Genomic DNA, 20,688 nt, shown 5'->3' with positions numbered 1-20,688 from the left:
CCGGTCCGGGCGCACCCTGTAACCTCTTACAAAAAATCATATATGCTCAAGAAAATAGATCACATCGGCATTGCCGTACACTCGATTGAAAAGGCCCGTGTTTTTTATGAAAAGGTATTGGGGCTTACCTGTGAACGGATCGAGGAGGTAGAATCCCAGAAGGTTCGAACCGCCTTTTTCCCCATCGGCGAGACCCACATTGAGCTCCTGGAACCCACCTCGCCAGACAGCCCGATAGCGAAATTTCTCGAAAAAAGAGGAGAGGGCTTCCACCATATAGGCTACCTGGGCGATGACATCGACCATGTGCTGGCCGTGGCCAGAAGCAAGGGATGCCGGTGTATCAACGACGAGCCGGTTCCAGGGGCTGGCAACAAAAAGATCGCCTTTCTCCACCCCAAATCCACCTTTGGAGTGCTCACCGAAATCTGCGCCCGGGAGGACGACTGATGCAGGACATCATTCACAGGCTCGATGCCAAGCGGGCCGCGGCCCGTCTCGGCGGCGGCCAGGTCCGGATCGACCGTCAGCACGGCAAGGGCAAGCTCACAGCCCGTGAGCGGATCGAACTCTTTCTCGATGCCGGTACCTTCGAGGAGTGGGACATGTTTGTCGAACACCGGTGCAACGAGTTCGGGATGGACAGACAGAAAATTCCAGGAGACGGGGTTGTCACCGGTTACGGCACGGTGTGCGGGCGCCTGGTCTTTGTCTTCAGTCAGGATTTCACGGTGTTTGGCGGCTCGCTGTCCATGGCCCATGCCGAAAAGATCTGCAAGATCATGGACCACGCCATCAAGGTGGGCGCACCGGTGGTAGGGCTCAACGACTCGGGCGGCGCCCGCATCCAGGAGGGGGTCGAGGCCCTGGCCGGCTATGCCGATGTCTTCCAGCGAAACGTTCTGGCCAGCGGAGTGATACCGCAGATCTCCCTGATCATGGGACCCTGTGCCGGCGGGGCGGTCTACTCCCCGGCCATGACCGATTTCATCTTCATGGTCAAGGACACCTCCTACATGTTTGTCACCGGCCCGGACGTGGTCAAGACTGTTACCCACGAGGAAGTAAGCGCCGAGGAACTGGGCGGCGCCCGGACCCACACCACCCGCTCCGGGGTGGCGGACCTGGCCTTTCAAAACGATGTGGAGGCCCTTCTGATGCTGCGGAGGTTCCTCAACTTCCTGCCCTCCAGCAACCGGGAAAAACCACCGGTCTGGCCCACCAGCGATCCGGCGGAACGGGTGGAGATGTCACTGGACACCCTGATCCCCGAGGATCCCAACAAGCCCTACGACATGAAGGAGCTGATCACCAAAGTGGTGGATGAGCACGACTTCTTCGAGCTCCAGCCCGATTACGCCGCCAACATCATCATCGGCTTTGGCCGCATGCAGGGCTCCACCGTGGGCATTGTCGCCAACCAGCCCATGGTCCTGGCCGGCTGCCTGGATATTGCCTCGTCGCGCAAGGCAGCCCGTTTCGTCCGCTTCTGCGACGCCTTCAACATTCCCATTGTCACCTTTGTCGACGTTCCCGGCTTTCTCCCCGGAACAGCGCAGGAATACGGCGGCATCATCAAACACGGGGCCAAACTCCTCTACGCCTTTGCCGAAGCCACAGTGCCCAAGGTCACGGTCATCACCCGCAAGGCCTATGGAGGTGCCTACGACGTGATGAGCTCCAAGCATCTGCGAGGCGATGTGAATTTTGCCTGGCCCACGGCCGAAATCGCGGTCATGGGGCCCAAGGGCGCGGTGGAAATCATCTTCCGCAGGGACATGGATGACATGGAAAAAATCAAAAACCACACCGAGGAGTATTGCAGCAGGTTCGCCAACCCGTTTGTGGCCGGCAGCCGCGGATTCATCGACGATGTGATCATGCCGCATAACACCCGCACCCGCATCTGCCGCTCCCTGGCCATGCTCAGGGAGAAGAAACTGGAAAACCCCTGGCGCAAACACGGGAATATCCCATTGTAGACAACCAGAGTGACGCGGAAAAACCAGGGCATCGGGAAAAGGGAAAAGCAAATTATATGTTTAAAAAAATACTAATCGCCAACCGAGGGGAAATCGCCTGCCGAGTCATCAAAACCGCCCGCAAAATGGGTATTGCGACCGTGGCCGTCTACTCCGACGCCGACCGGAGGGCATTGCACGTACAGATGGCGGACGAAACCGTCCATATCGGGCCGTCTCCGGCCACCGACAGCTACCTGGACATGGACCGGATCGTGGCCGCCTGCCTGGAAACCGGAGCCGAGGCTGTCCACCCGGGCTACGGTTTTCTGTCCGAAAACCCCATGTTCTGCGAGATGCTGGAACAGGCTGGACTGATCTTCATCGGCCCGCCGGTGGAGGCGATCCGGGCCATGGGCGACAAGATCACCTCCAAGCAGATCGCCGCCCGGGCCGGGGTCAATACGGTGCCGGGCTACGACGGAGTGATCCGTGACGTGGACCATGCCCTGGAGATGGCGGCCGATATCGGCTACCCGGTAATGCTCAAGGCCACGGCCGGGGGTGGCGGCAAGGGTATGCGGGTGGCCTGGAACGAGGATGAGTGTCGGGAAGGTTTTGTTCGGGCCGCTTCCGAGGCCGGATCGAGTTTTGGCGACGATCGGATCCTCATGGAAAAATTCATCCAGGAGCCACGCCACATCGAGATCCAGATCATGGCCGACTCCCACGGTAACGTGATCTATCTCGGCGAGCGGGAGTGTTCGATCCAGCGCCGACACCAGAAAATTATCGAGGAGGCGCCCTCGCCCTTCCTCGACCAGGAAACCAGGCGCTCCATGGGCGAACAGGCCGTTGCCCTGGCCCGGGCCGTGAACTACCAGTCGGCCGGGACTGTGGAGTTCATTGTCGATGCGGCCCGGCCCGGACGGTTTTACTTCCTGGAAATGAATACCCGGCTGCAGGTGGAGCATCCGGTGACCGAGATGGTCACCGGACTCGACCTCGTGGAACTCATGCTCCGGGTAGCTGCCGGAGAAGAACTGAGCCTTCGCCAGGACCAGGTACCCCTCGACGGTTGGGCCATGGAGTGCCGGGTCTATGCCGAGGATCCCCCGCGCGGCTTCCTGCCCTCCACCGGCCGCCTGATCCACTACATGCCGCCCGGGGAGGAACGCCGGGTGCGGGTGGATGACGGTGTGTACGAAGGGGGCGAGATATCCATGTACTACGACCCGATGATCGCCAAGCTCATCACATGGGGCGAAACCAGGGAACAGGCCATTGCCAACATGCAGGACGCCCTCGATGAATACGTGATCCGGGGCGTGGAGCACAATATCGGTTTTCTCGGGGCAATCATGGCCCATCCCCGGTTCCAGGAGGGGCGGCTGTCCACCAACTTCATTGCCCAGGAGTACCCGAACGGCTTTCATCCTTCGTGTTCCCTGCAGGAAGACCCGGCCCTGCCCGTTGTGGTGGCCGGCATCATTCACCGCCTCTACATGGACCGGGCGGCCTGTATCAGCGGCCAGCTCCCCGGTCACGAACGCAATGTCCAGGATGACTGGGTGGTCATTATAGACCGGCAGCGCCACGACATTATCGTCAAACCATTCCAGGCCGACTGCGGCTATCTGGTGGATTATGACGGCCGCGATTACCGGGTGACCACGGACTGGTCCTTCTGTCAGCTCCTGTTCCGGGGAGTGATCAACAACCGTCAGGTGGTCTTTCAGGTGGAGCGTGACGGGTTGGGGTACATTCTTCAGTACCGGGGTAACCGGATCCATGCCCTGGTCCTCACTCCGCGGGCCGCGGAACTGTTTCATTTCATGCCGCCAGAGGAAGAAACAGATCTCTCCCGCTACCTTCTGGCCCCGATGCCCGGCCTGCTGACCAAGGTGAATGTTCAGGTCGGCGACTCGGTGAAAAGTGGCGAGGAACTGGCCATCATCGAAGCCATGAAGATGGAAAACGTCCTTCGGGCCCCGTGTGACGCTATCATCGCCAACATCATCGCCGAGCCCGGCGACTCCCTGTTCGTAGACCAGATCATCCTTGAATTCGCGCTGGAGAAGCCATGAGCAGCCTGCCCACCATTGACCTTGGCGACACAACCATCTCCTGGCTCACCGGGGGCCATTTCGAGCTGGATGGCGGCACCATGTTCGGGGCTGTGCCCAAGGTTCTATGGAACAGAAAATATCCGGCCGATGCTGACAACTATATCCGAATGCTCAACGCCCCGCTCCTGGTCCGGACCCCGGAATACTGCCTGATCATCGACACCGGAATCGGTAACAAGCTCAGTGCCAGGCAAAAGGAGATATTCAGGGTCTACCAGGAATGGAACCTGGTGGAGGAGCTGGCAGGCCTCGGTCTTGGCCGGGACGATATAGACGTGGTCATCCTTACCCACGGCGACTTTGACCATGCCGGCGGAGTGGTCATGCATGGAAAGAGCGGGAAAACTGACCTGACATTCCCCCGGGCGCGTCATGTACTCCAAAGGCTGGAATGGGAGGATATCCTCCACCCAAACATACGTTCGAGCCACACCTACTGGCCGGAAAATTTCGCCGGGCTTGCGGAAAGCGGGCTCCTCGATCTGGTAGAGGGAGACCAAAAGATCGTGCCAGGGATCGTGGTCCGCCTTACCGGCGGTCATACCCGTGGCCATCAGCTGGTGGAAATCCAGGGTCGGACGGGCTCGGCCGTCCATCTTGGCGATGTCCTCCCTACCCACGCCCACACCAATCCCCTGTGGATCATGGCCTATGACAATTTTCCCCTGGATATCATCGACCGGAAACAAAAACTCCTGCCCAGCTACCAGAAAAAGGGGTGGTGGTTCACCTTCTATCATGATATCCACATGCTGGCCTGTCGCCTGGATGGTTCGGGCAATGTGACGAAAACCTTTCCTGGTTCTTGATTATCTCCCTCTTTTCACCCCAGGATATCGTGACAACAGAAACGAGAATTTTTCTTGACAGGAAAAGGGGAATTCTTTTATACAAGACCATACTTATCTCATATATCTTCTTTGAAAGAGTGCGGGGCCCAGCCCTTATTCATTTTTTATTCCATCAAATCAACCTGTTTTTCAAAAAGGGGTGTACCAATGATTGCCTACTGGATTGAATCCGCCTCCCTGGCACAGCTACAGGAACTCTGGTGGCTGATCTGTTCCGTGGTCGGCTCGCTGTTTCTCTTTCTCACCTTTGTCCAGGGCGGCCAGACCCTGCTTTGGCAGGTTGCCCGGACCGAAGATGAGAAAACGCTGATCATCAACTCTCTGGGCCGTAAATGGGAACTCACCTTCACCACCCTTGTGCTCTTTGGTGGCGCCCTGTTCGCCGCCTTTCCCAAATTCTACTCGACCTCCTTTGGTGGCGCCTACTGGGTCTGGATACTTATTCTTTTCACCTTCATCGTCCAGGCTGTCAGCTACGAATTCCGCAAAAAACCCAACAACCTGCTCGGTTCCAGAACCTACGAGTCCTTTCTCTTTGTCAACGGTTCACTGGGCATCCTTCTCATCGGCGCGGCCGTGGGCACCTTTTTCACCGGCTCCAACTTTGTCCTGAGCACCTACAATTTCGTCACCTGGACCAGTTCGCTGCGCGGGCTCGAAGCGGCCTTTTCACTGTTCAATCTTTCAGTGGGACTGTTCCTGGTTTTCAATGCCAGGACATTGGGAGCCCTGTACCTGATCAATAACATCGACTTCACCGGAGTCGAAGAACTGGAAAGAAGGCTGCGCGATGCAGCACTGAAAAACTTCAAACTCAGCCTGCCCTTCCTGATCTGGATGCTGATTCATCTCCTGCCCATGGACGGTTTCGCAGTCAACGAGAAAGGCGAGGTCTTCCGCCAGACCTGGAAGTACCTGCTCAACCTTAATGCCAACCCGCTCCTGGGCCTGGCCCTGGTTTCAGGCCTGATTCTGGTGACTGCCGGAACACTCGTCACCGCCAAAACCAACTCCACCTCCGGAATCTGGTTTGCAGGTCTCGGAACAGTTCTCTTTGCTCTGGCTGTTTTCGGCACCGCAGGCTACAACAACACAGCCTTTTATCCATCCAAGGTGGACCTCCAGTCCTCCCTGACCATCTACAATGCTTCCAGCAGCCGCTATACCCTGCAGGCCATGAGCTGGGTGGCGCTCGCAATTCCCTTTGTCCTGGCCTACGTGACCTATGTCTGGAGGGCCATGGACCGCAAAAAACTTACCCTGGCAGAACTCACAGGCAAAAACGCCAAGGAAGTCTATTAGCATCCACCTGGCAGCCAGGGGTTTCAAGTGGCACGGCGATGGTATCCCCTCGGATACCATCGTATTCTCACTTCCCTGCCCCCCGGGAAAAACAATGATAACAAGAATATTTTTCACTTGACAAAATATCTTTTCTTTCAATATAAGACATAAAAAATCTTATATATCACCTTTTCATATTCTAACTGACAAACATGAGACTCACCCGTGCAGGAGAGTATGCCATCCGCTGCATGGTGTACCTGGCAAAGCAGGGGCAAGGCGTTCTGACCAGTCGTCAGGAAATTGCCGGAAAAGCCGACATACCATCCCATTTCCTGGCCAAGATCGCCCAGGACCTGGCCAAGGCTGGCTTTATCGAGATCCGCCAGGGATCCCGTGGAGGGTTTGTTCTCCTCCGTGATCCGAGCAAAATCACCTTGCTGGAAGTGGTCGAGACCATGATCGGCGAGATATATCTCAACGACTGCGTCGCCCGGCCGGAATCCTGCAAGGTAACCTATGGGTGCGCGGTGCACCGGGTCTGGATGGAAGCCAGGGATCAGCTGCGCTCCACCCTGAACTCAGTCACCTTTAACCAGCTGGTGGAAGAAGGCTCCTGTATTCCGCTTTTCCCGGTCACCGGACTTGCCGAAACTTCACCGGAAGACAAGGTCGACAACCAGGTCGAGAAAATACAGTAGGAGGAGGGTATGGAACCACGACTTGCCATGGAACAATCCGGTGTTATCACCCGCATCATCCGCTTCTATGTCGACGGATTTCGCTCAATGACCCTTGGTAAAACACTCTGGAAGGTGATCATCATCAAGCTGATCATCATGTTCGGGGTACTCAAGTTATTTTTTTTCCAGGATTTTCTGGGATCACGCTTTGCAACAGATGAGGAACGGGCCGGTTACGTGCTGGAGCAGATAACCAGGCCAGCCCAAAGCCAACCAAATGTAAGGAGGTAGGATATCATGATTGAAAACTTTGACATGTCAATGGTGAACTGGGCCAGGGCCCAGTTCGCCCTGACAGCCATGTACCACTGGATCTTCGTGCCGCTGACACTCGGTATCACCTGGATCATCGCCTTTTACGAAACCCTGTATGTCAAAACCGGGAACGAACACTGGAAACACATTACCAAGTTCTGGGCCAAGCTTTTCGGTATCAACTTCGCGATCGGTGTGGCCACCGGAATCATCATGGAGTTCGAGTTTGGCACCAACTGGTCCAATTACTCCTGGATGGTCGGCGATATCTTCGGTGCTCCTCTCGCCATTGAAGGAATTTTCGCCTTTTTCCTGGAGGCTACATTCTTTGCCGTGATGTTCTTTGGCTGGGACCGGGTTTCCAAACGGTTCCACCTCTTCTCCACCTGGATGGTTGCCCTGGGCTCCAACCTGTCGGCCGTGTGGATCCTGGTGGCCAACGGCTGGATGCAGTATCCCATTGGCATGGCCTTCAACCCTGACACAGCCCGTTTCGAAATGCAGAATATCATGGAGGTCATCATGTCGCCGGTGGCGGTGTCCAAATTCACCCATACCACCAGCTCCTCCATGCTCCTGGCCTCGATGTTCATCATTTCCATCTCTTCCTGGTTTCTGCTCAGGGGCCGTCACATCGAGATGGCCCGGCGCTCCATTATTGTTGCGGCAATTTTTGGCCTCGTGACCTCGGTCGTAGTCGGCCTGACCGGTGATGAAGCAGCCTATGAAGTGGCTCAACAGCAACCCATGAAACTTGCAGCCTTCGAAGGCCTGTACAAAGGCGAGAAAAACGCCGGTATTGTCGCCATCGGCATGCTCAACAGCGACAAAAAACCTGGAGACGACCAGGATCCTTTCAAGTTCGAAATACGTATCCCGGCGCTGCTGTCCCTTTTGGCCAACCGCTCTCCGGGCAGTTTTGTTCCCGGTATCGATGACCTGGTCTATGGCAACGAGGAATACGGTATCATGGGGGCAGGAGAAAAAATAGAACGCGGCAGAATTGCTCTCTCATCCCTGGACGCTTACAAGAAAGCCAAAAAAGAAGGAAACGAAGAAATGGCTGCCGCATCGTTAGCCTCCTTCAACGAGTACCAGCACTTCATGGGATACGGTTTCCTTGAAAAACCTGAAGACATCGTCCCGCCGGTCTCGACCACGTTTTACAGCTTCCATATAATGGTGGCCCTGGGAACACTGTTTCCACTGGTCTGCCTGGCCTTCCTTTACTTCACCCTGAAAGACCAGCTCCTCACCAAAAGATGGCTGCTGGCCGGGGGAGTGCCCATGTTCTTCCTGGCCATGATCGCTTCACAGGCAGGCTGGGTTGTGGCTGAAGTCGGTCGTCAACCCTGGGCCATCCAGGGACTGTTGCCGGTTTCTGTCGCGCGTACCAACCTGACGACCGGCACAGTCCAGACAACCTTTTTCATGTTCGCGATCCTGTTCACCATCCTGCTTCTGGCCGAGGTGCGGATCATGACCAAACAGATTTCCATTGGACCGGAGGGCGAGTAAGATGATCGGAAGCCTTGACACAACAACATTGCAGCATCTCTGGTGGCTGCTCTGCTCGGTGGTTGGAGCGCTGTTCATATTTCTCACTTTTGTCCAGGGCGGACAGACCCTGCTCTGGCAGGTGGCCAAAAGCGACCTGGAAAAATCCCTGGTCATCAACTCGCTCGGCCGCAAGTGGGAGCTGACATTCACCACCCTGGTCCTGTTTGGCGGAGCGCTGTTCGCCGCCTTTCCAAAGTTCTACGCCACCTCGTTTGGCGGCGCCTACTGGGTCTGGATACTTATTCTCTTCACCTTCATCGTCCAGGCTGTCAGCTACGAATTTCGCAAAAAACCCAACAACCTGCTGGGTGAAAAGGTCTACGAGCTGTTCCTGTTCATCAACGGCTCGCTGGGCATTCTCCTGATCGGGGCCGCGGTGGGCACCTTTTTCACCGGCTCCAACTTTGTCTTAAGCGACTACAACTTTGTCACCTGGACCCATCCTTTGCGGGGGCTGGAGGCGGCCTTTTCGCTTTTCAACCTGTCGCTTGGGCTCTTTCTGGTTTTCAATGCCCGAACGATTGGTTCCATGTACCTGATCAACAACATCGACTTCACCTCCACTCCCGAGCTGGAAACCAGGCTCCGCAAAGCCTGCTGGACCAGTTTTCTCTGCTCACTGCCCTTTCTGGGTTATGTTCTGGTCAGCCTGCTGCTCATGAAAGGTTACACTGTTGAGGCAAACGGCATGGTCGCCCTGGAATCGCGCAAATACCTGGCAAACCTGCTGGCCAATCCCTGGCTGCCGGGGCTCCTGGCTGCGGGCCTGGTACTGGTGATCGCTGGCGTTTTGACCACCGTCAAGACCGACAAGACGGCTGGCATCTGGATGGGTGGTCCCGGCACAACACTGGTGGGATTGACCGTCCTCCTGCTGCCGGCTTATAACAACACCCCGTTTTATCCATCCAGGACGGATCTGCAGTCAAGCCTGACCATTGCCAATGCCTCTTCGAGCCATTACACCCTGACCGCCATGACCTACGTGGCCATGGCGATTCCCTTTGTCCTGGCCTACGTGGCCTACGTATGGTGGGCCATGGACCGGACCAAGCTGACCGCTGACGAGGTAGACGGCAAGGCCTACTAACATCGATTCAGGCTCGCACAGCCTTCTCAACGAAAGATGAAAGCTGTTGTTGCCCCCTGGAAGGTGGGACGAGGCTTTCATACAAATCATTTTCAATCTCCCGGTGTCGGCGCTGACAGCCGACACCGGCTCAATTCCACAGGAGGGACACCATGGAAATTTTTCTGCTTCTTCTCTGGGTAGCCATGATCGGCGTATCCTACAAAGCCGCAGTCATAGCACTGGACAAGACGAACCTGTTATAGAATAATAACTGCAAGCCTGCCGGGCGGTTTTTTTCCCTGCTTCTCCTTCCGCCGGGCAGGCCTTGCTGCAGAGATATCCCATCCACCTTATCCCCGGGGTCCGACAATGACCGATCAGGCAATGCAGAAACTTCTCTTTCTCGGCTCGAACGTAAAAATCTGGAATCTGCCCGTCAAAGAGGTCAGCCTCCTGGAAGAAGGCAGCCTGCCCGCCTACGGATATAATCCCGGCGATGACATCGACCTGCTGGCCGGCAAGGTGAGCGTCGAGAACGGACGTCTTGAGCAGTGCCTGACCTGGCTCAGTTCCTACCTGGCCAGCTCCGAACTGACACCCAGACTCAACACCCTGACCTATGGCAGGGAAAAGCATGTCTACCAGATCTTCCGCAAACATTCCTCAGGAGCGGTGGACAGGCCTGACCACGGCTGGTACATGATCAACCAGATCCTCCCTTCCGAGGGGCGCGGGGTCAGCAACGACCCTTTTGTGGTCAATGACAACAACCTCGATATCATCGCCGGCAACAACGGTATCCTGCTCATCGACGACTCAGGGGTTCCGCCCCAGGTCTGCGAGGATATCGTTGAACTCAATCCCGGCATGTGGTGCATCGCCATGGGCATATCGGTGGCCCACTGGCAGAAATGGGCCACCATCCTCGGGGATCGATTCACACTCTTCTGCCGGCTCTCCGACCTGGAAACCACCCGGATGGAGATGGACAGCTCGGTCAACTGGGAAACCATAGTCGCCATGTGCCTGCGCGCCCTGCGGACCCCGGAGGTCGGTCTCTGGGACGCTCAGCATCACCGGTTCCTCTGCCATATCGTGGTCGAGATGTTTCCCCATGGTCTGCTGTATGTAGGTCCGGCCGGAACCTATTTCCGCTACCGAAAGGGGCATCTGCCGGAAAAAAGCGCACCCAGGCAACGGGGTTCAGTGCCCTGCTACGACACAATGGTGACCTCCATGCTTTCCATGGATGCCATTCGGTTCAATGGTTTTGAGTTCGGCCGCAACTATTTCTACGATTTTTCCAAAAGGGTCCTTCTTAACTGGAAGGTGCTCAACGATCGCGGCTACTACTTTAACGGCGGCCTGGAGTTCCCCAACCTGGATTTCGCCTCCACTTATCCGGATGGATCGCCCTGCTCGTTCATCGACAACACCCCGGATCCCTCTTTTGTCGAACTGCCTAAATTCTCGGCCGACTTCGATTCCACCCTGGAACTGGTCTCAAGCCAGGTGTGGAACGAGGACAAGAAAAAGGCCCTGCGCTCCTTTTTCCGTCACCGGCGCTACTCGCCGACCGGCATCCACCAGGACACCAGGTACGACTACATGGACGTGATCGTCTCGGTGCTCCACTGCCTCAAGGAGGAAGTCAACCGGGGCCGCGGCTTCAACGACCTGCCCATCTTCCAGGTCGGTCACCTGCGGACCACCGACCCGGCCGAAATAGACCCGGTGATCACCCTCCACAACGTCATGGACTCCTATGTCTCCAAAGACCGGGTTCTGCGGCCGCTGTGCATCGGGGTGTTCGGCCCTCCAGGTTCGGGAAAATCCTTTGCCGTCAAACAGGTGGCCAACGTTATCTCCAAAAATTTCGAAGGCAATCCATTTGACTTCTTCGAGTTCAACCTGACCCAGTTTGCCAGCCCGGACGAAATCAACTCGGCCATCGATCCCATCCGGGCTTCGGTGGCCCAGGGCAAGGTTCCCATCGCTTTCTGGGATGAATTCGATTGCCGCTACGATGATTACGAATTTGGCTACCTGCGCTACTTCCTGCCCTCCATGCAGGATGGTGTCACCTATGTCCATGGCATTCCCTACCACATCGGACGGGCAATCTTTGTCTTTGCCGGCGGTGTCAAGGCCAGCTGGGCCGGGATGGAGGAGCTGCTCACTCCCGAGGATCCGAAAGCGCTGCAGCTGGCAAAGACCCTCAAGATTCCGGACTTCATGAGCCGACTGCGGGTTGTGCTGGATATAGACGGTATTGAAATTCCGGAGGAACTGCTGCGGGATTCGGCCTCGGAAGAGGAACTGGAAGAGCTGCGCCGCATACTGCTCAAAAGGGCCTTCATCATCGCCCACCAGATGCAGACCCACTGGCGGACCGCGGCCCGCAAGACTTCGGGCCTGCTCCTGCGGCTGCTGCTGGCCCGCTACAAGTTCGGCGCCCGCTCCATCGAGGCCGTCATCGAGGCCAGTCGGGCCGCGGACCGGCTTGTCTACGGCCTGCCCGAACTGATTGCACCGTCGGCCGCGCGCATCCATGCCGACTGGCGAATCGAGCTGGAACGGCGCATCGACCAGATCAGAAAGAGTAAAGGGCTGCGGGCGGTCTGGTAAACCCGGGATTGGGCGCAAAACAGATTGGCGGCAACTTACCTCTGTTCCTGCCGAAGTTTTTCCAGGGCCCGGCCAACCGCCGGGGCCTGGTCGATGAACCGCTGCAGTTTTTCACAGATATACTCGGAGCAGAGTGCACAGTGGTCCAAATTCCGATCCTGGCAACAAGCCCTGATCGGACACTGGCCACAGAAGGAAAACCTGGCTCCCTTCCCTTTGCAGCCCGTGCAGTTGATATCGGCTGCTGTCAGATCGCACCGGTAGCGGACAGACCATTTCGCCGCAATCTCCGTCCGCTTTCTGTCGTCATCATCCCTGGTTGCCCGATAGGTCTCGCACCGGGTGCAATCCAGTCCACAACAGGCGATCATCTCACACCTCCCTGTTTTTTATTTTTTGATTACCACCGAAACTCAACAACGGTGCGGAAAAGGATAACATCGCTTTGCCCTGGAAAAACTATTTGTCAGGGAGTACCAATGAGAGGCCATTTTTTTCACAGTCTCCGTGAGAATGGCGATGTTATCTCCCGGCTCAGCCATTTTCTGAATTTTGATGGTAATCACATTTTATTTTCAGCTCTCTAAATCTCTGTACCATCCGATCCTGCTTCCTTCCGTCACTCACGGCAGAAGCAGGGAATCGGGAAGGAAATCCGCCAGGACTCCGTCACCAGCCACCACTTTTTTCAGCTCATCCAGAACCCTGGTAAACCGCAGCTTCTCCCGGGCAGGGACAAGAAATCCCGGCAGGGCCCGGTTTGGAATACACCTGTCTTGATGATCGGTGAGCAGATCGAGCATATTGCCGCTTATCCCGTCACGGTCCAGGTGCTCGATAACCTGGCAGAGGGCCAGGTTGAGAGTGAAAAGAAAGGGCGGCATCACCGCTTCCCCCTGTCCGACACATCGTTCGAGGGAAACCATGGCCCGGCAACCAAAAGGACGGTGGTCATACACCATGCAGCACCCGCTCCGGTCCAGCAAGGGGCAGTTCCCCTCTCCGTGCTTTCCGGTTTCCACAGGTGCGTCGAGACGCTGCAAACAGGCATTGGCCAGCTCATTGGTAGTCCGACTCGGCATGAAATGGGGCCTGTCAGCGACCTCACGCAACAATTTGTCAACTTTCGGCTCCTGCAGCACCGGCGCTTCTGCCCGGCGCAGGTAGTCGGCCTCCAGGCTGGTCATGGTGACGTTGACCGTGCAGCATGTAACGCAGCCACAGACGCAGACCAGGCCGAAACGTTCCGTCAGGGAAGCATGGAACCGGTACACCGCTTCAAGAGCGTCGATATTGTTCATGGAAATCCTTTTGCTGCGAGTTCAAAACAACTCCAGGACCTTTCCGCCAAAACAGCGATGAGGCAATCCGGCCAACGAGGTCTGGAGCAGACATTCTCCGAAATATACGCCGCTGTTCTCTGCCCGAGAGAATGCGAAAGGGTGCCCCCCTGGACTGCCAAGCGTGCAAACGAAAAAAAGCCGGTCCTTTCCCGGCGAAAAATGCATGGAAAAGACCGGCCCTGGAGAGAAACCGTGATGAACTCAGCTACTGTTCAGGCAACCACATTTATAATGTTGCCCCGTCCGTCCTGGGTCGGGCCCGCTGCCTGGGCAGTCCTGGCCGGCTGCTGCGCTCCCTGCATCTGCATGCCTGCCTGGTTCTGGACGGTCTTCTGGACAAGCTGGCCGGCAAGTTCTGTCTGGCGGTTAGCAGATTTCAACACGGATGTCGAAGACGTGTCCTGCTGTCCTTTCTGAGATTGCCCGGATTGCTGAGTTTGATACAGCGCTGCCTGCATACTGCTATTTGCCTGGGATACCTGCATGGTATGACCTCCTTAATGTTTCTGAGAAATATTACTATTAATGATATATCCATGAACCAACAAAAGCAAGCAAAAGATGCAGAAATAATTGGTGACAATTCCTGGCGGGCAAATCGAAAGGCGGACAAAAAAAAACGGCAGGACCCAAAGCCCTGCCGCAGCGATGGATGGGACGAGGAGGTGTCAGCCATGCATCTGCATCTTTTTCCTTGCTCCTGTGGCCAGTGCGGCCAGGCCGGCGCCAAAAAGCAGCATGGTGGCCGGTTCGGGTACCGGGGCTGTACCATCAATGGCGTCGTTACCGCAGGACATGGTCCAATGTACATCGACACCAGTAAAGGCGGACAGGCTCAAAGACGAAATATCAAAGGATACGATCCGGTAATAGGAGTCTGCCGAAGGGTCGTATCCGGCTTCGGTGGAACCGGTGGTGAGCAGGCTCCCGGCCTCCATGGCAAAGGGGGCAGACTCGGAGAAATAGATATCGTTATTCCAATCATGGACCAGATAAAGGCCGCTGTCGTCGGTGGTGCCAAGTGTATTGTAGTAGGAATCGGTATAGAGTCCGAAGTCAAAGGCATACTCGTAACCGCTCTCATCACCATCAAAAGAAAGGGCCAGATCTCCGGAATAATAGTCGCGACCTTGATGCCGAACATGTCCATCTACAACGTCGAATCCGGTCTGCAGTCCGATAGAAAGCGTGTTCCCGTCCAGCTGGTAATAAAGGTACTCGGCATCAAAATCCTGGCCGCCCCAGCCGGGATCGACAAACCCATTACCGGCAACTCCGTCGTCATCGGCGATCCTGATCCAGGACGGATCGGTGCTGAACACATCCAGCGGGACTGCCATTACCCTATCCACTGACAGAAGTGCTGCCGCTAACACCGTTGAACAGAGCAGAAACTTGATCGAAGTTTTCATTGGCACCCCTCACCGGGCCGGCATAATCCGTCACCAACCCGCGCAACATATGATCGTAAAATACCCAACCTGCCCTTTATAAGCATAAATCATGCCATGCGCTGGCACCTGATCTTATTCTGTCAAAACACCAAGTTACATGGACACTCCTTTACAGGGAACCCTGTTCGCAACCGAAACGACTGCTTTTGCGGAAAAATATCCTGCCAGTCCACAAAAGCGGAAAAAAGGGTGCGAAAAGAGGGCTGAAAAGATCCACCAGGGGTCGAAAAAGTGGCACGTGAAGGAAAATGGCAACAAATGTGAGCCGAAATTCCGCTCTTTGCTGTCGTCTTTTCCGGAAACATAGAAAAACTGTCTAATGACCGACAGGTTCGTCAGGGCGGCTCCAGGATAGCGATCAAGCCTCGGCAGGAGGCGTTACCATGGCCTAAGACCGGCCCGGCAGCCGATCCGGAACATTGCACACAACGGAAAACCGGATCCGCTCCTGCTCCAGGCTCACTTCCGGTCTCAACCGGTTCTCACGCAGATCCTTGGTAAAGGATGGGGATACGTCACAACCGTTACGATCGTCATGCAGCCGGACAAACGCGGATCTTGGCCAACTTTGCTCTCTTCTTTCACCTGCGTCAACCCATGGAGGATGCCCTGCCGGGTTTCCAGGCCCTCTGCACGGTCAGGGTGCAGACACCGAAATCTTTCTCCACCATCCCCTCGAGGACCAGCGGGCCACCATCCAGCAGCAGACTGCGATACCGCTGGAAGACCCTGGGGAAGAAAGTGCATTCCACGACCCCGGTTTCGTCATCAAAGCTGAGAAACTCCATGGCTTCACCGGTCCTGGTGGAGATGATCTTGCCGCTGATGCACCACCCCAGGTACCGTACCCGTCGACCGGCATGGTGTTCCAGGTCCCGGGCGCGGACGGTACGCAGCCGGCTTCGTACCGTATCATACAGGGTGACCGGATGGCGCTCGCAAAGGAAGCCGAGAACCCGGAACTCGGCCCGCAACCGCTCAAGCGGCGAGGGCTGGGGCAGGGACGGCGGCCGGATACGGGCCGGGAACAGGGTGTGGATGTTTTTGCGTTTATGGTGCCAGGCAGCGGCCATCCAGAGCAGTTCCGGACGGGCGGCTTCTTCCAGGGTATCCAGGGCCCCACTGTGGACCAGGGCCCGAATCTCGTCCTCGTCCGGCCGGACCCGATGGAGAAAATCGAGCATGGAGGTAAAAGGACGCCCGGCCAGGATCCGCTCCCCTGTCTCCCGGCCAAGCCCCCGCACGGCCATGAGCCCCACCCGCAGTTTTTTCGCTATGCCCTGCCACTGCCAGTCGCTTTCCTGCACATCCGGCGGCAGTATGCACAGCCCCAGGCGCATGGCCTCGCCCACGTAGGCCAGGGTGGAATAGTAGCCGCCCTGGTTGCTGATCACCGCGGCCATGAACGGACCCGGATGATGGGCCTTGAGCCAGGCGGACTGGAACGAGACCCTGGCATAGCTGGCCGAGTGGGGCTTGCAAAACGAGTACCCCTCGAAACTGCGCATCATTTCCCATATCTTTCCGGCCGTATCCGAATCGATCCCGCACCGGGCAGCGCAGCCAAAGAACCTGTCCCGGAAGATCTCAATGGTTTTCCGGTTATCCTTCCTGGCCATGATCTTGCGCAGCCGGTCCGCCTCCTCATGGGAAAAGCCGAGCAGGACAGCCACCCGTGAAACATCTTCCTGGTAGGCCATGATTCCGTAGGTCCTGTCCAGCACCCCGGCCAGCAGTGGATGAAGATGCTTCCAGGAGCCACCGTGCAGACGACGCAGATACTCGCGGATCAGGGAATTGGCCGCCGGTCGGATAATGGAAGAATGAAGTACGAGATGTTCGAAATCTCCCTGGCCGGAACGTTGCTGGAGAAGCCGCATGGCCGGACTCTCGATATAAAAACAGCCCATGGTCCGACCCTGGGCCAGCATCCGGCCGGTAACGGGATCATCCTCCGGACGCCAGGGACGAGGGACAGCGCTCTCTGGCACCTGCGCCAGGGCATCGCGGATCACCCCGAGGCTGCGGTTACCCAACAGATCTATCTTGACCAGGCCCGCCGTCTCCACCCCGTCCTTGTCCCACTGGACAACGGGCAGCCCCTGACCACTGGATTGCACCGGTACATAGCCACACAGGGGCCCGGGGGTGATCACTACCCCGCCAGGATGCACGGAGATATGGCGGGGCCTGCCCACGAGTTGCCGGGCCAGGGAAAGCACTTCCGGCCAGGGAGTTTCCAGAGTATCCTGATCTTCCGGTGACCGGCGACCGGTCTCCAGCTCAAGGTGGCGGGCCATGGTCTTGATCTCGGCTGCGGGCAGGCCCATGACCCGGCACACCTCCCGCAGGGCATTGCGGGGCCGGAAACCGATCATCGAACAGACCATGGCGGCCCGATCCCCGTACCGCTCCAGGACCTGGCTCAGGACCCGGCCCCGTTCATCCCAGGCAAAATCGATATCGATGTCCGGGGCGTCCCGGCGGCCGGGATTGAGAAACCGCTCAAAGTAGAGGTTATGGGTGAGGGGGCAGACATTGGTGATCTCCAGGCAGTAGGCCACCAGCGAGGCTGCCCCCGAACCGCGGCCGCAGGTACGGGAAACCGGCCGGACAATATCGCGCACCACCAGGAAATAACTGGAGAAACCCATCTGGTCGATCACCGAGAGTTCATGGTTCAACCGTTGGAGAACCCTTTCCGGAAGGGGATGACCATAACGTTTCCTGGCACCGGCCAGGGCGGCGCGGCGCAGGGTGGCCGCGGCCTGGCCCGCGGTATGGTCCCGGTACGGCGGCAGCACCAGGCCGAACTCGGGCCCCTGAAAACCGCTGCACTCTCTGGCCAGTTCCCTGGCTGCCTTCAGGGTCTCGGGCCAGAGGGAAAAACGGCGGGCAAAAAGCCCGGGATCCGGCAGAAAACGGTTGGCCGGAACCTGATCCCGGACCTGGTCCAGACGACAGCGGCCTGCCACCGCGCGCAGGAGCCGATGCAGCCTGTGCTCGGCCGGCCTGATAAACCAACTGTCCTGCAGGGCCACGACCGGACAATCCAGCTGGCGGGCCCGGCTTCGCAACCGGTGATTATGACCATCCGGCGCCCCGCCCAGGGCCGCGGCCACCCGGTGACCATCCCGGCGCAGAGCCGCCAGCCGGTCCGGATCCTCAACCAGCAGAACCAGGCCGCCGGTATCCCCAGGATGCACAGTCCCCTCAACAGACCCACGATGATAGCGGGTCAGCAGAAAACAGAGGTTTCGGTAGCCGGTGACGGAGGTCACGAAAAAAAAGAGCCGATCCGGCCACACCCCTGTTTCCGCCCCGATAATCGGGGTGATGCCTGTCTCCCGGCAGGCAGTGACCAGGTCCCACAGGCCGTACAGGTTGCCGCTGTCGGTCAGGGCCAGGTGGGTGTACCCCATGGCTGCCGCTGCGCGGCAGAGACCGGCCGGCGAACCGGTACCGGCGAGCAGAGAAAAATGTGAGTGCACACCCAGGGCCGGAACCATCACCTGGCAAGCAGGGATCCCCGGACCAGCTTGGCGCGGCCAAAACGTTCATGGACCGTATCCAGGGCTGCACTGAGGGCATGGTTGCGCTGCTGGCACTGGTTGACCAATCCGAAAAGTGAAAGCTGGCGAACCGGGGTGCGCAACCGGTCGCCGACCAGGGCCAGGGAACGGATGCGCAGCCGGCGGCCCCAGGCCCGGTGGAGAAGAATCTCAGCCTGCAGAGACAGAGACCGGTTGTCGGACAGGATGGAGCGGAAGGTTGCCTGGCGGCGGGTCTGGACCCCATCACTATAGGAGAGCTCCAGGCTCATCCGGCAGCAGCCCAGGCCCTGCCTCCGCAGCTGGTGGCCGACTTCCTCCACAAGCAGGGCCAGGCCGCGTCGCACCTCGTCTTCTCTGTTGGTATCAGGAGTAAAGAGATGAGAGGTGCGAACCACGCCTTCAGGTTCGGTCCGCGGCCGAACCGGGGTGTGATCGATCCCGCGTACGGCCTGAAAGAGAAACCGTTCCCGGCCCGGACAGATCACAGCCAGCTCAGACAGAGAAAGAGCGGCCACATGGCCGGCCCGCACAAGATTGTAATCGCGCAGCCGCTCACGCAGCCGGCGGCCAATCCCGGGCAGCAATCCAAGAGGCAGCGGGGCCAGAAGCTGCTGTTCCCGGCCGGACTCGACCAGGAACTCGCCCTCGGGCTTGACAAGGCGGCTGGCCACCTTGGCCACCAGCTTGTTGGGCGCCAGGGTCCATATCGGATCCAGGCCCAGTTCGCGGCGCACGGTACGATGCAGCCGCAAGGCCACGTCCCGGGGGGGACCGTGCAACCGCCTTGTTCCGCTGAGATCCAGGTAGAGATGGCCATCTCCCGGAGCCTGTTCCACCAGCGGCGTCAAAGGCCGGGCCAACTTGAGCAGGTGCAGCATGGCCTTGCCATATCGCTCCGGCCGTGGCGGCAGGATCACCGCCCCGGGGCAGAGACGCCGGGCCCGCCACAGGGACATACCCTTGCGTACCCCCTCCCGGTAGGCCTCATCGCTCATGTCGTAGACCAGGCTGCGGGCTGCGGACGGGGCAATGATCACCGGCCGCCGGCGCAGACTGGTATCACAGAGCCGTTCCACAGCAGAGGCGAAATCAGCGATATTGAGATGGAGAACGATGCGTTGCATGCACAAACGTAAAGACAAAACTTTACATTTGTCAAGAAAGAAGGCGAAAAACTGGACCAGGGATCAGGAAAACAGGGGAAGATTGGTTCGGTTAACGATTTTCAAATCCTTCCGGGCCACGCTGAATTCCGATGACCTTGCCCTGAATGAGCACTTCGCCAAGCTGGCAGCGCAGGGGCTGATAGGCCGGGTTTTCCGGTCGCAGCTCGATATGATCGCCATGGTACCAGAACCGTTTGACCGTGGCCTCCTCGTTGTCAACCAGGGCCACCACGATCTCACCGTTTTCGGCAAACTGGCGCGGCTCGCAGATGGCCAGGTCACCGTCCAGGATACCGGCATCCCGCATGGAATCTCCCTGGATCCGCAGGGCAAAGAGGTTGTCACCGCGGTAGATACGAGGGTCCACCACCAGGTATCCGTCCCACTCCTGCTGGGCATACAGGGGCAGGCCGGCAGCGATCCGGCCGATGACAGGCACCCTCCGGCCCGTACCGGAGAGTTCCCCGACCGGCTCCACCAGGCTGATGGCCCTGCTGGACTGGCCGCGGCGATGGATATAACCCTTTTCCTCCAGGACCCGCAAACCATTGGAAACCGCGGTATGGCTGATCCCCAGAGCATCTCCGGCCTGGCGCAGAGTGGGCGGTATCCCGGTTTCCCGAATGGTCCGGCGCAGATATTCAAGCAGCTGCCGCTGCCTGGAAGAAAGGGTTGAATCGGGCATCAT

The 20,688-nt window shown here is 57.9% G+C and carries 17 protein-coding genes; 10 read left to right on the top strand and 7 right to left on the bottom strand.

Features of this window, described 5'->3' with window-relative positions:
- Positions 1–42: 42 nt before the first annotated feature.
- The 10 genes from mce to ACXJJY_RS02315 all read left to right on the top strand — a co-directional run bounded on the left by mce (position 43) and on the right by ACXJJY_RS02315 (position 12,483).
- Positions 43–450 (top strand): methylmalonyl-CoA epimerase, encoded by a 408-nt coding sequence (gene mce / locus ACXJJY_RS02360; RefSeq protein ID WP_456385116.1) that lies wholly within the window; start codon positions 43–45, stop codon positions 448–450.
- The gene (locus tag ACXJJY_RS02355; protein WP_456385098.1) at positions 450–1,982 is read left to right on the top strand and encodes an acyl-CoA carboxylase subunit beta; all 1,533 of its coding nucleotides are present in this window, start codon (positions 450–452) and stop codon (positions 1,980–1,982) included. Before mce ends, ACXJJY_RS02355 begins: the two co-directional genes overlap by 1 nt.
- A 56-nt stretch (positions 1,983–2,038) precedes the next feature.
- The gene (gene accC, locus ACXJJY_RS02350) at positions 2,039–4,048 is read left to right on the top strand and encodes an acetyl-CoA carboxylase biotin carboxylase subunit (protein WP_456385097.1); all 2,010 of its coding nucleotides are present in this window, start codon (positions 2,039–2,041) and stop codon (positions 4,046–4,048) included.
- The gene (locus ACXJJY_RS02345; RefSeq protein WP_456385096.1) at positions 4,045–4,899 is read left to right on the top strand and encodes an MBL fold metallo-hydrolase; all 855 of its coding nucleotides are present in this window, start codon (positions 4,045–4,047) and stop codon (positions 4,897–4,899) included. The genes accC and ACXJJY_RS02345 overlap by 4 nt, the downstream gene beginning before the upstream one ends.
- Positions 4,900–5,088: 189 nt before the next feature.
- A complete protein-coding gene (cydB, locus tag ACXJJY_RS02340) occupies positions 5,089–6,243 on the top strand; it encodes a cytochrome d ubiquinol oxidase subunit II (RefSeq protein ID WP_456385095.1) in 1,155 nt (384 codons plus the stop codon).
- A 194-nt stretch (positions 6,244–6,437) separates the two neighbouring features.
- Positions 6,438–6,926 (top strand): RrF2 family transcriptional regulator, encoded by a 489-nt coding sequence (locus ACXJJY_RS02335; RefSeq protein WP_456385094.1) that lies wholly within the window; start codon positions 6,438–6,440, stop codon positions 6,924–6,926.
- A 9-nt stretch (positions 6,927–6,935) separates the two neighbouring features.
- The gene (locus tag ACXJJY_RS02330; RefSeq protein ID WP_456385093.1) at positions 6,936–7,199 is read left to right on the top strand and encodes a DUF4492 domain-containing protein; all 264 of its coding nucleotides are present in this window, start codon (positions 6,936–6,938) and stop codon (positions 7,197–7,199) included.
- A gap of 6 nt (positions 7,200–7,205) precedes the next feature.
- Positions 7,206–8,741: a cytochrome ubiquinol oxidase subunit I gene (locus ACXJJY_RS02325; protein ID WP_456385092.1), complete on the top strand. Its 1,536-nt coding sequence runs from the start codon at positions 7,206–7,208 to the stop codon at positions 8,739–8,741.
- A gap of 1 nt (position 8,742) precedes the next feature.
- The gene (gene cydB, locus ACXJJY_RS02320) at positions 8,743–9,873 is read left to right on the top strand and encodes a cytochrome d ubiquinol oxidase subunit II (protein ID WP_456385091.1); all 1,131 of its coding nucleotides are present in this window, start codon (positions 8,743–8,745) and stop codon (positions 9,871–9,873) included.
- 351 nt (positions 9,874–10,224) lie between these two features.
- Positions 10,225–12,483, top strand: coding sequence for an AAA family ATPase (locus ACXJJY_RS02315; protein WP_456385090.1), 2,259 nt, complete (start codon positions 10,225–10,227; stop codon positions 12,481–12,483).
- Positions 12,484–12,518: 35 nt separating this feature from the next.
- Here the strand turns inward: ACXJJY_RS02315 and ACXJJY_RS02310 are convergent, their stop codons facing one another.
- From ACXJJY_RS02310 to lexA, 7 genes are all read right to left on the bottom strand, one after another.
- Complete coding sequence (locus tag ACXJJY_RS02310) at positions 12,519–12,854, bottom strand: DUF3795 domain-containing protein (RefSeq protein ID WP_456385089.1); 336 nt, start codon at positions 12,852–12,854, stop codon at positions 12,519–12,521.
- Between the two features lie 252 nt (positions 12,855–13,106).
- On the bottom strand, positions 13,107–13,784 hold the full coding sequence (locus tag ACXJJY_RS02305; RefSeq protein ID WP_456385088.1) for a hypothetical protein: 678 nt from the start codon (positions 13,782–13,784) through the stop codon (positions 13,107–13,109).
- A 254-nt stretch (positions 13,785–14,038) separates the two neighbouring features.
- The gene (locus ACXJJY_RS02300) at positions 14,039–14,209 is read right to left on the bottom strand and encodes a hypothetical protein (protein WP_456385087.1); all 171 of its coding nucleotides are present in this window, start codon (positions 14,207–14,209) and stop codon (positions 14,039–14,041) included.
- A gap of 285 nt (positions 14,210–14,494) precedes the next feature.
- Positions 14,495–15,166, bottom strand: a complete 672-nt coding sequence (locus ACXJJY_RS02295; RefSeq protein WP_456385086.1) for a PEP-CTERM sorting domain-containing protein — start codon at positions 15,164–15,166, stop codon at positions 14,495–14,497.
- A gap of 704 nt (positions 15,167–15,870) precedes the next feature.
- Positions 15,871–18,771 carry a DNA polymerase III subunit alpha gene (locus tag ACXJJY_RS02290; protein ID WP_456385085.1) on the bottom strand — a complete coding sequence of 967 codons (2,901 nt, stop codon included), beginning with the start codon at positions 18,769–18,771 and terminating at the stop codon, positions 15,871–15,873.
- Between the two features lie 17 nt (positions 18,772–18,788).
- The gene (locus ACXJJY_RS02285) at positions 18,789–19,958 is read right to left on the bottom strand and encodes a DNA polymerase Y family protein (protein ID WP_456385084.1); all 1,170 of its coding nucleotides are present in this window, start codon (positions 19,956–19,958) and stop codon (positions 18,789–18,791) included.
- 91 nt (positions 19,959–20,049) lie between these two features.
- Complete coding sequence (gene lexA, locus ACXJJY_RS02280) at positions 20,050–20,688, bottom strand: transcriptional repressor LexA (RefSeq protein ID WP_456385083.1); 639 nt, start codon at positions 20,686–20,688, stop codon at positions 20,050–20,052.

The organism is Desulfolithobacter sp., assembly GCF_054025815.1.
The sequence above is the reverse complement of the archived record's forward strand: the minus strand, read 5'-3'. Positions and strand labels throughout refer to the sequence as shown.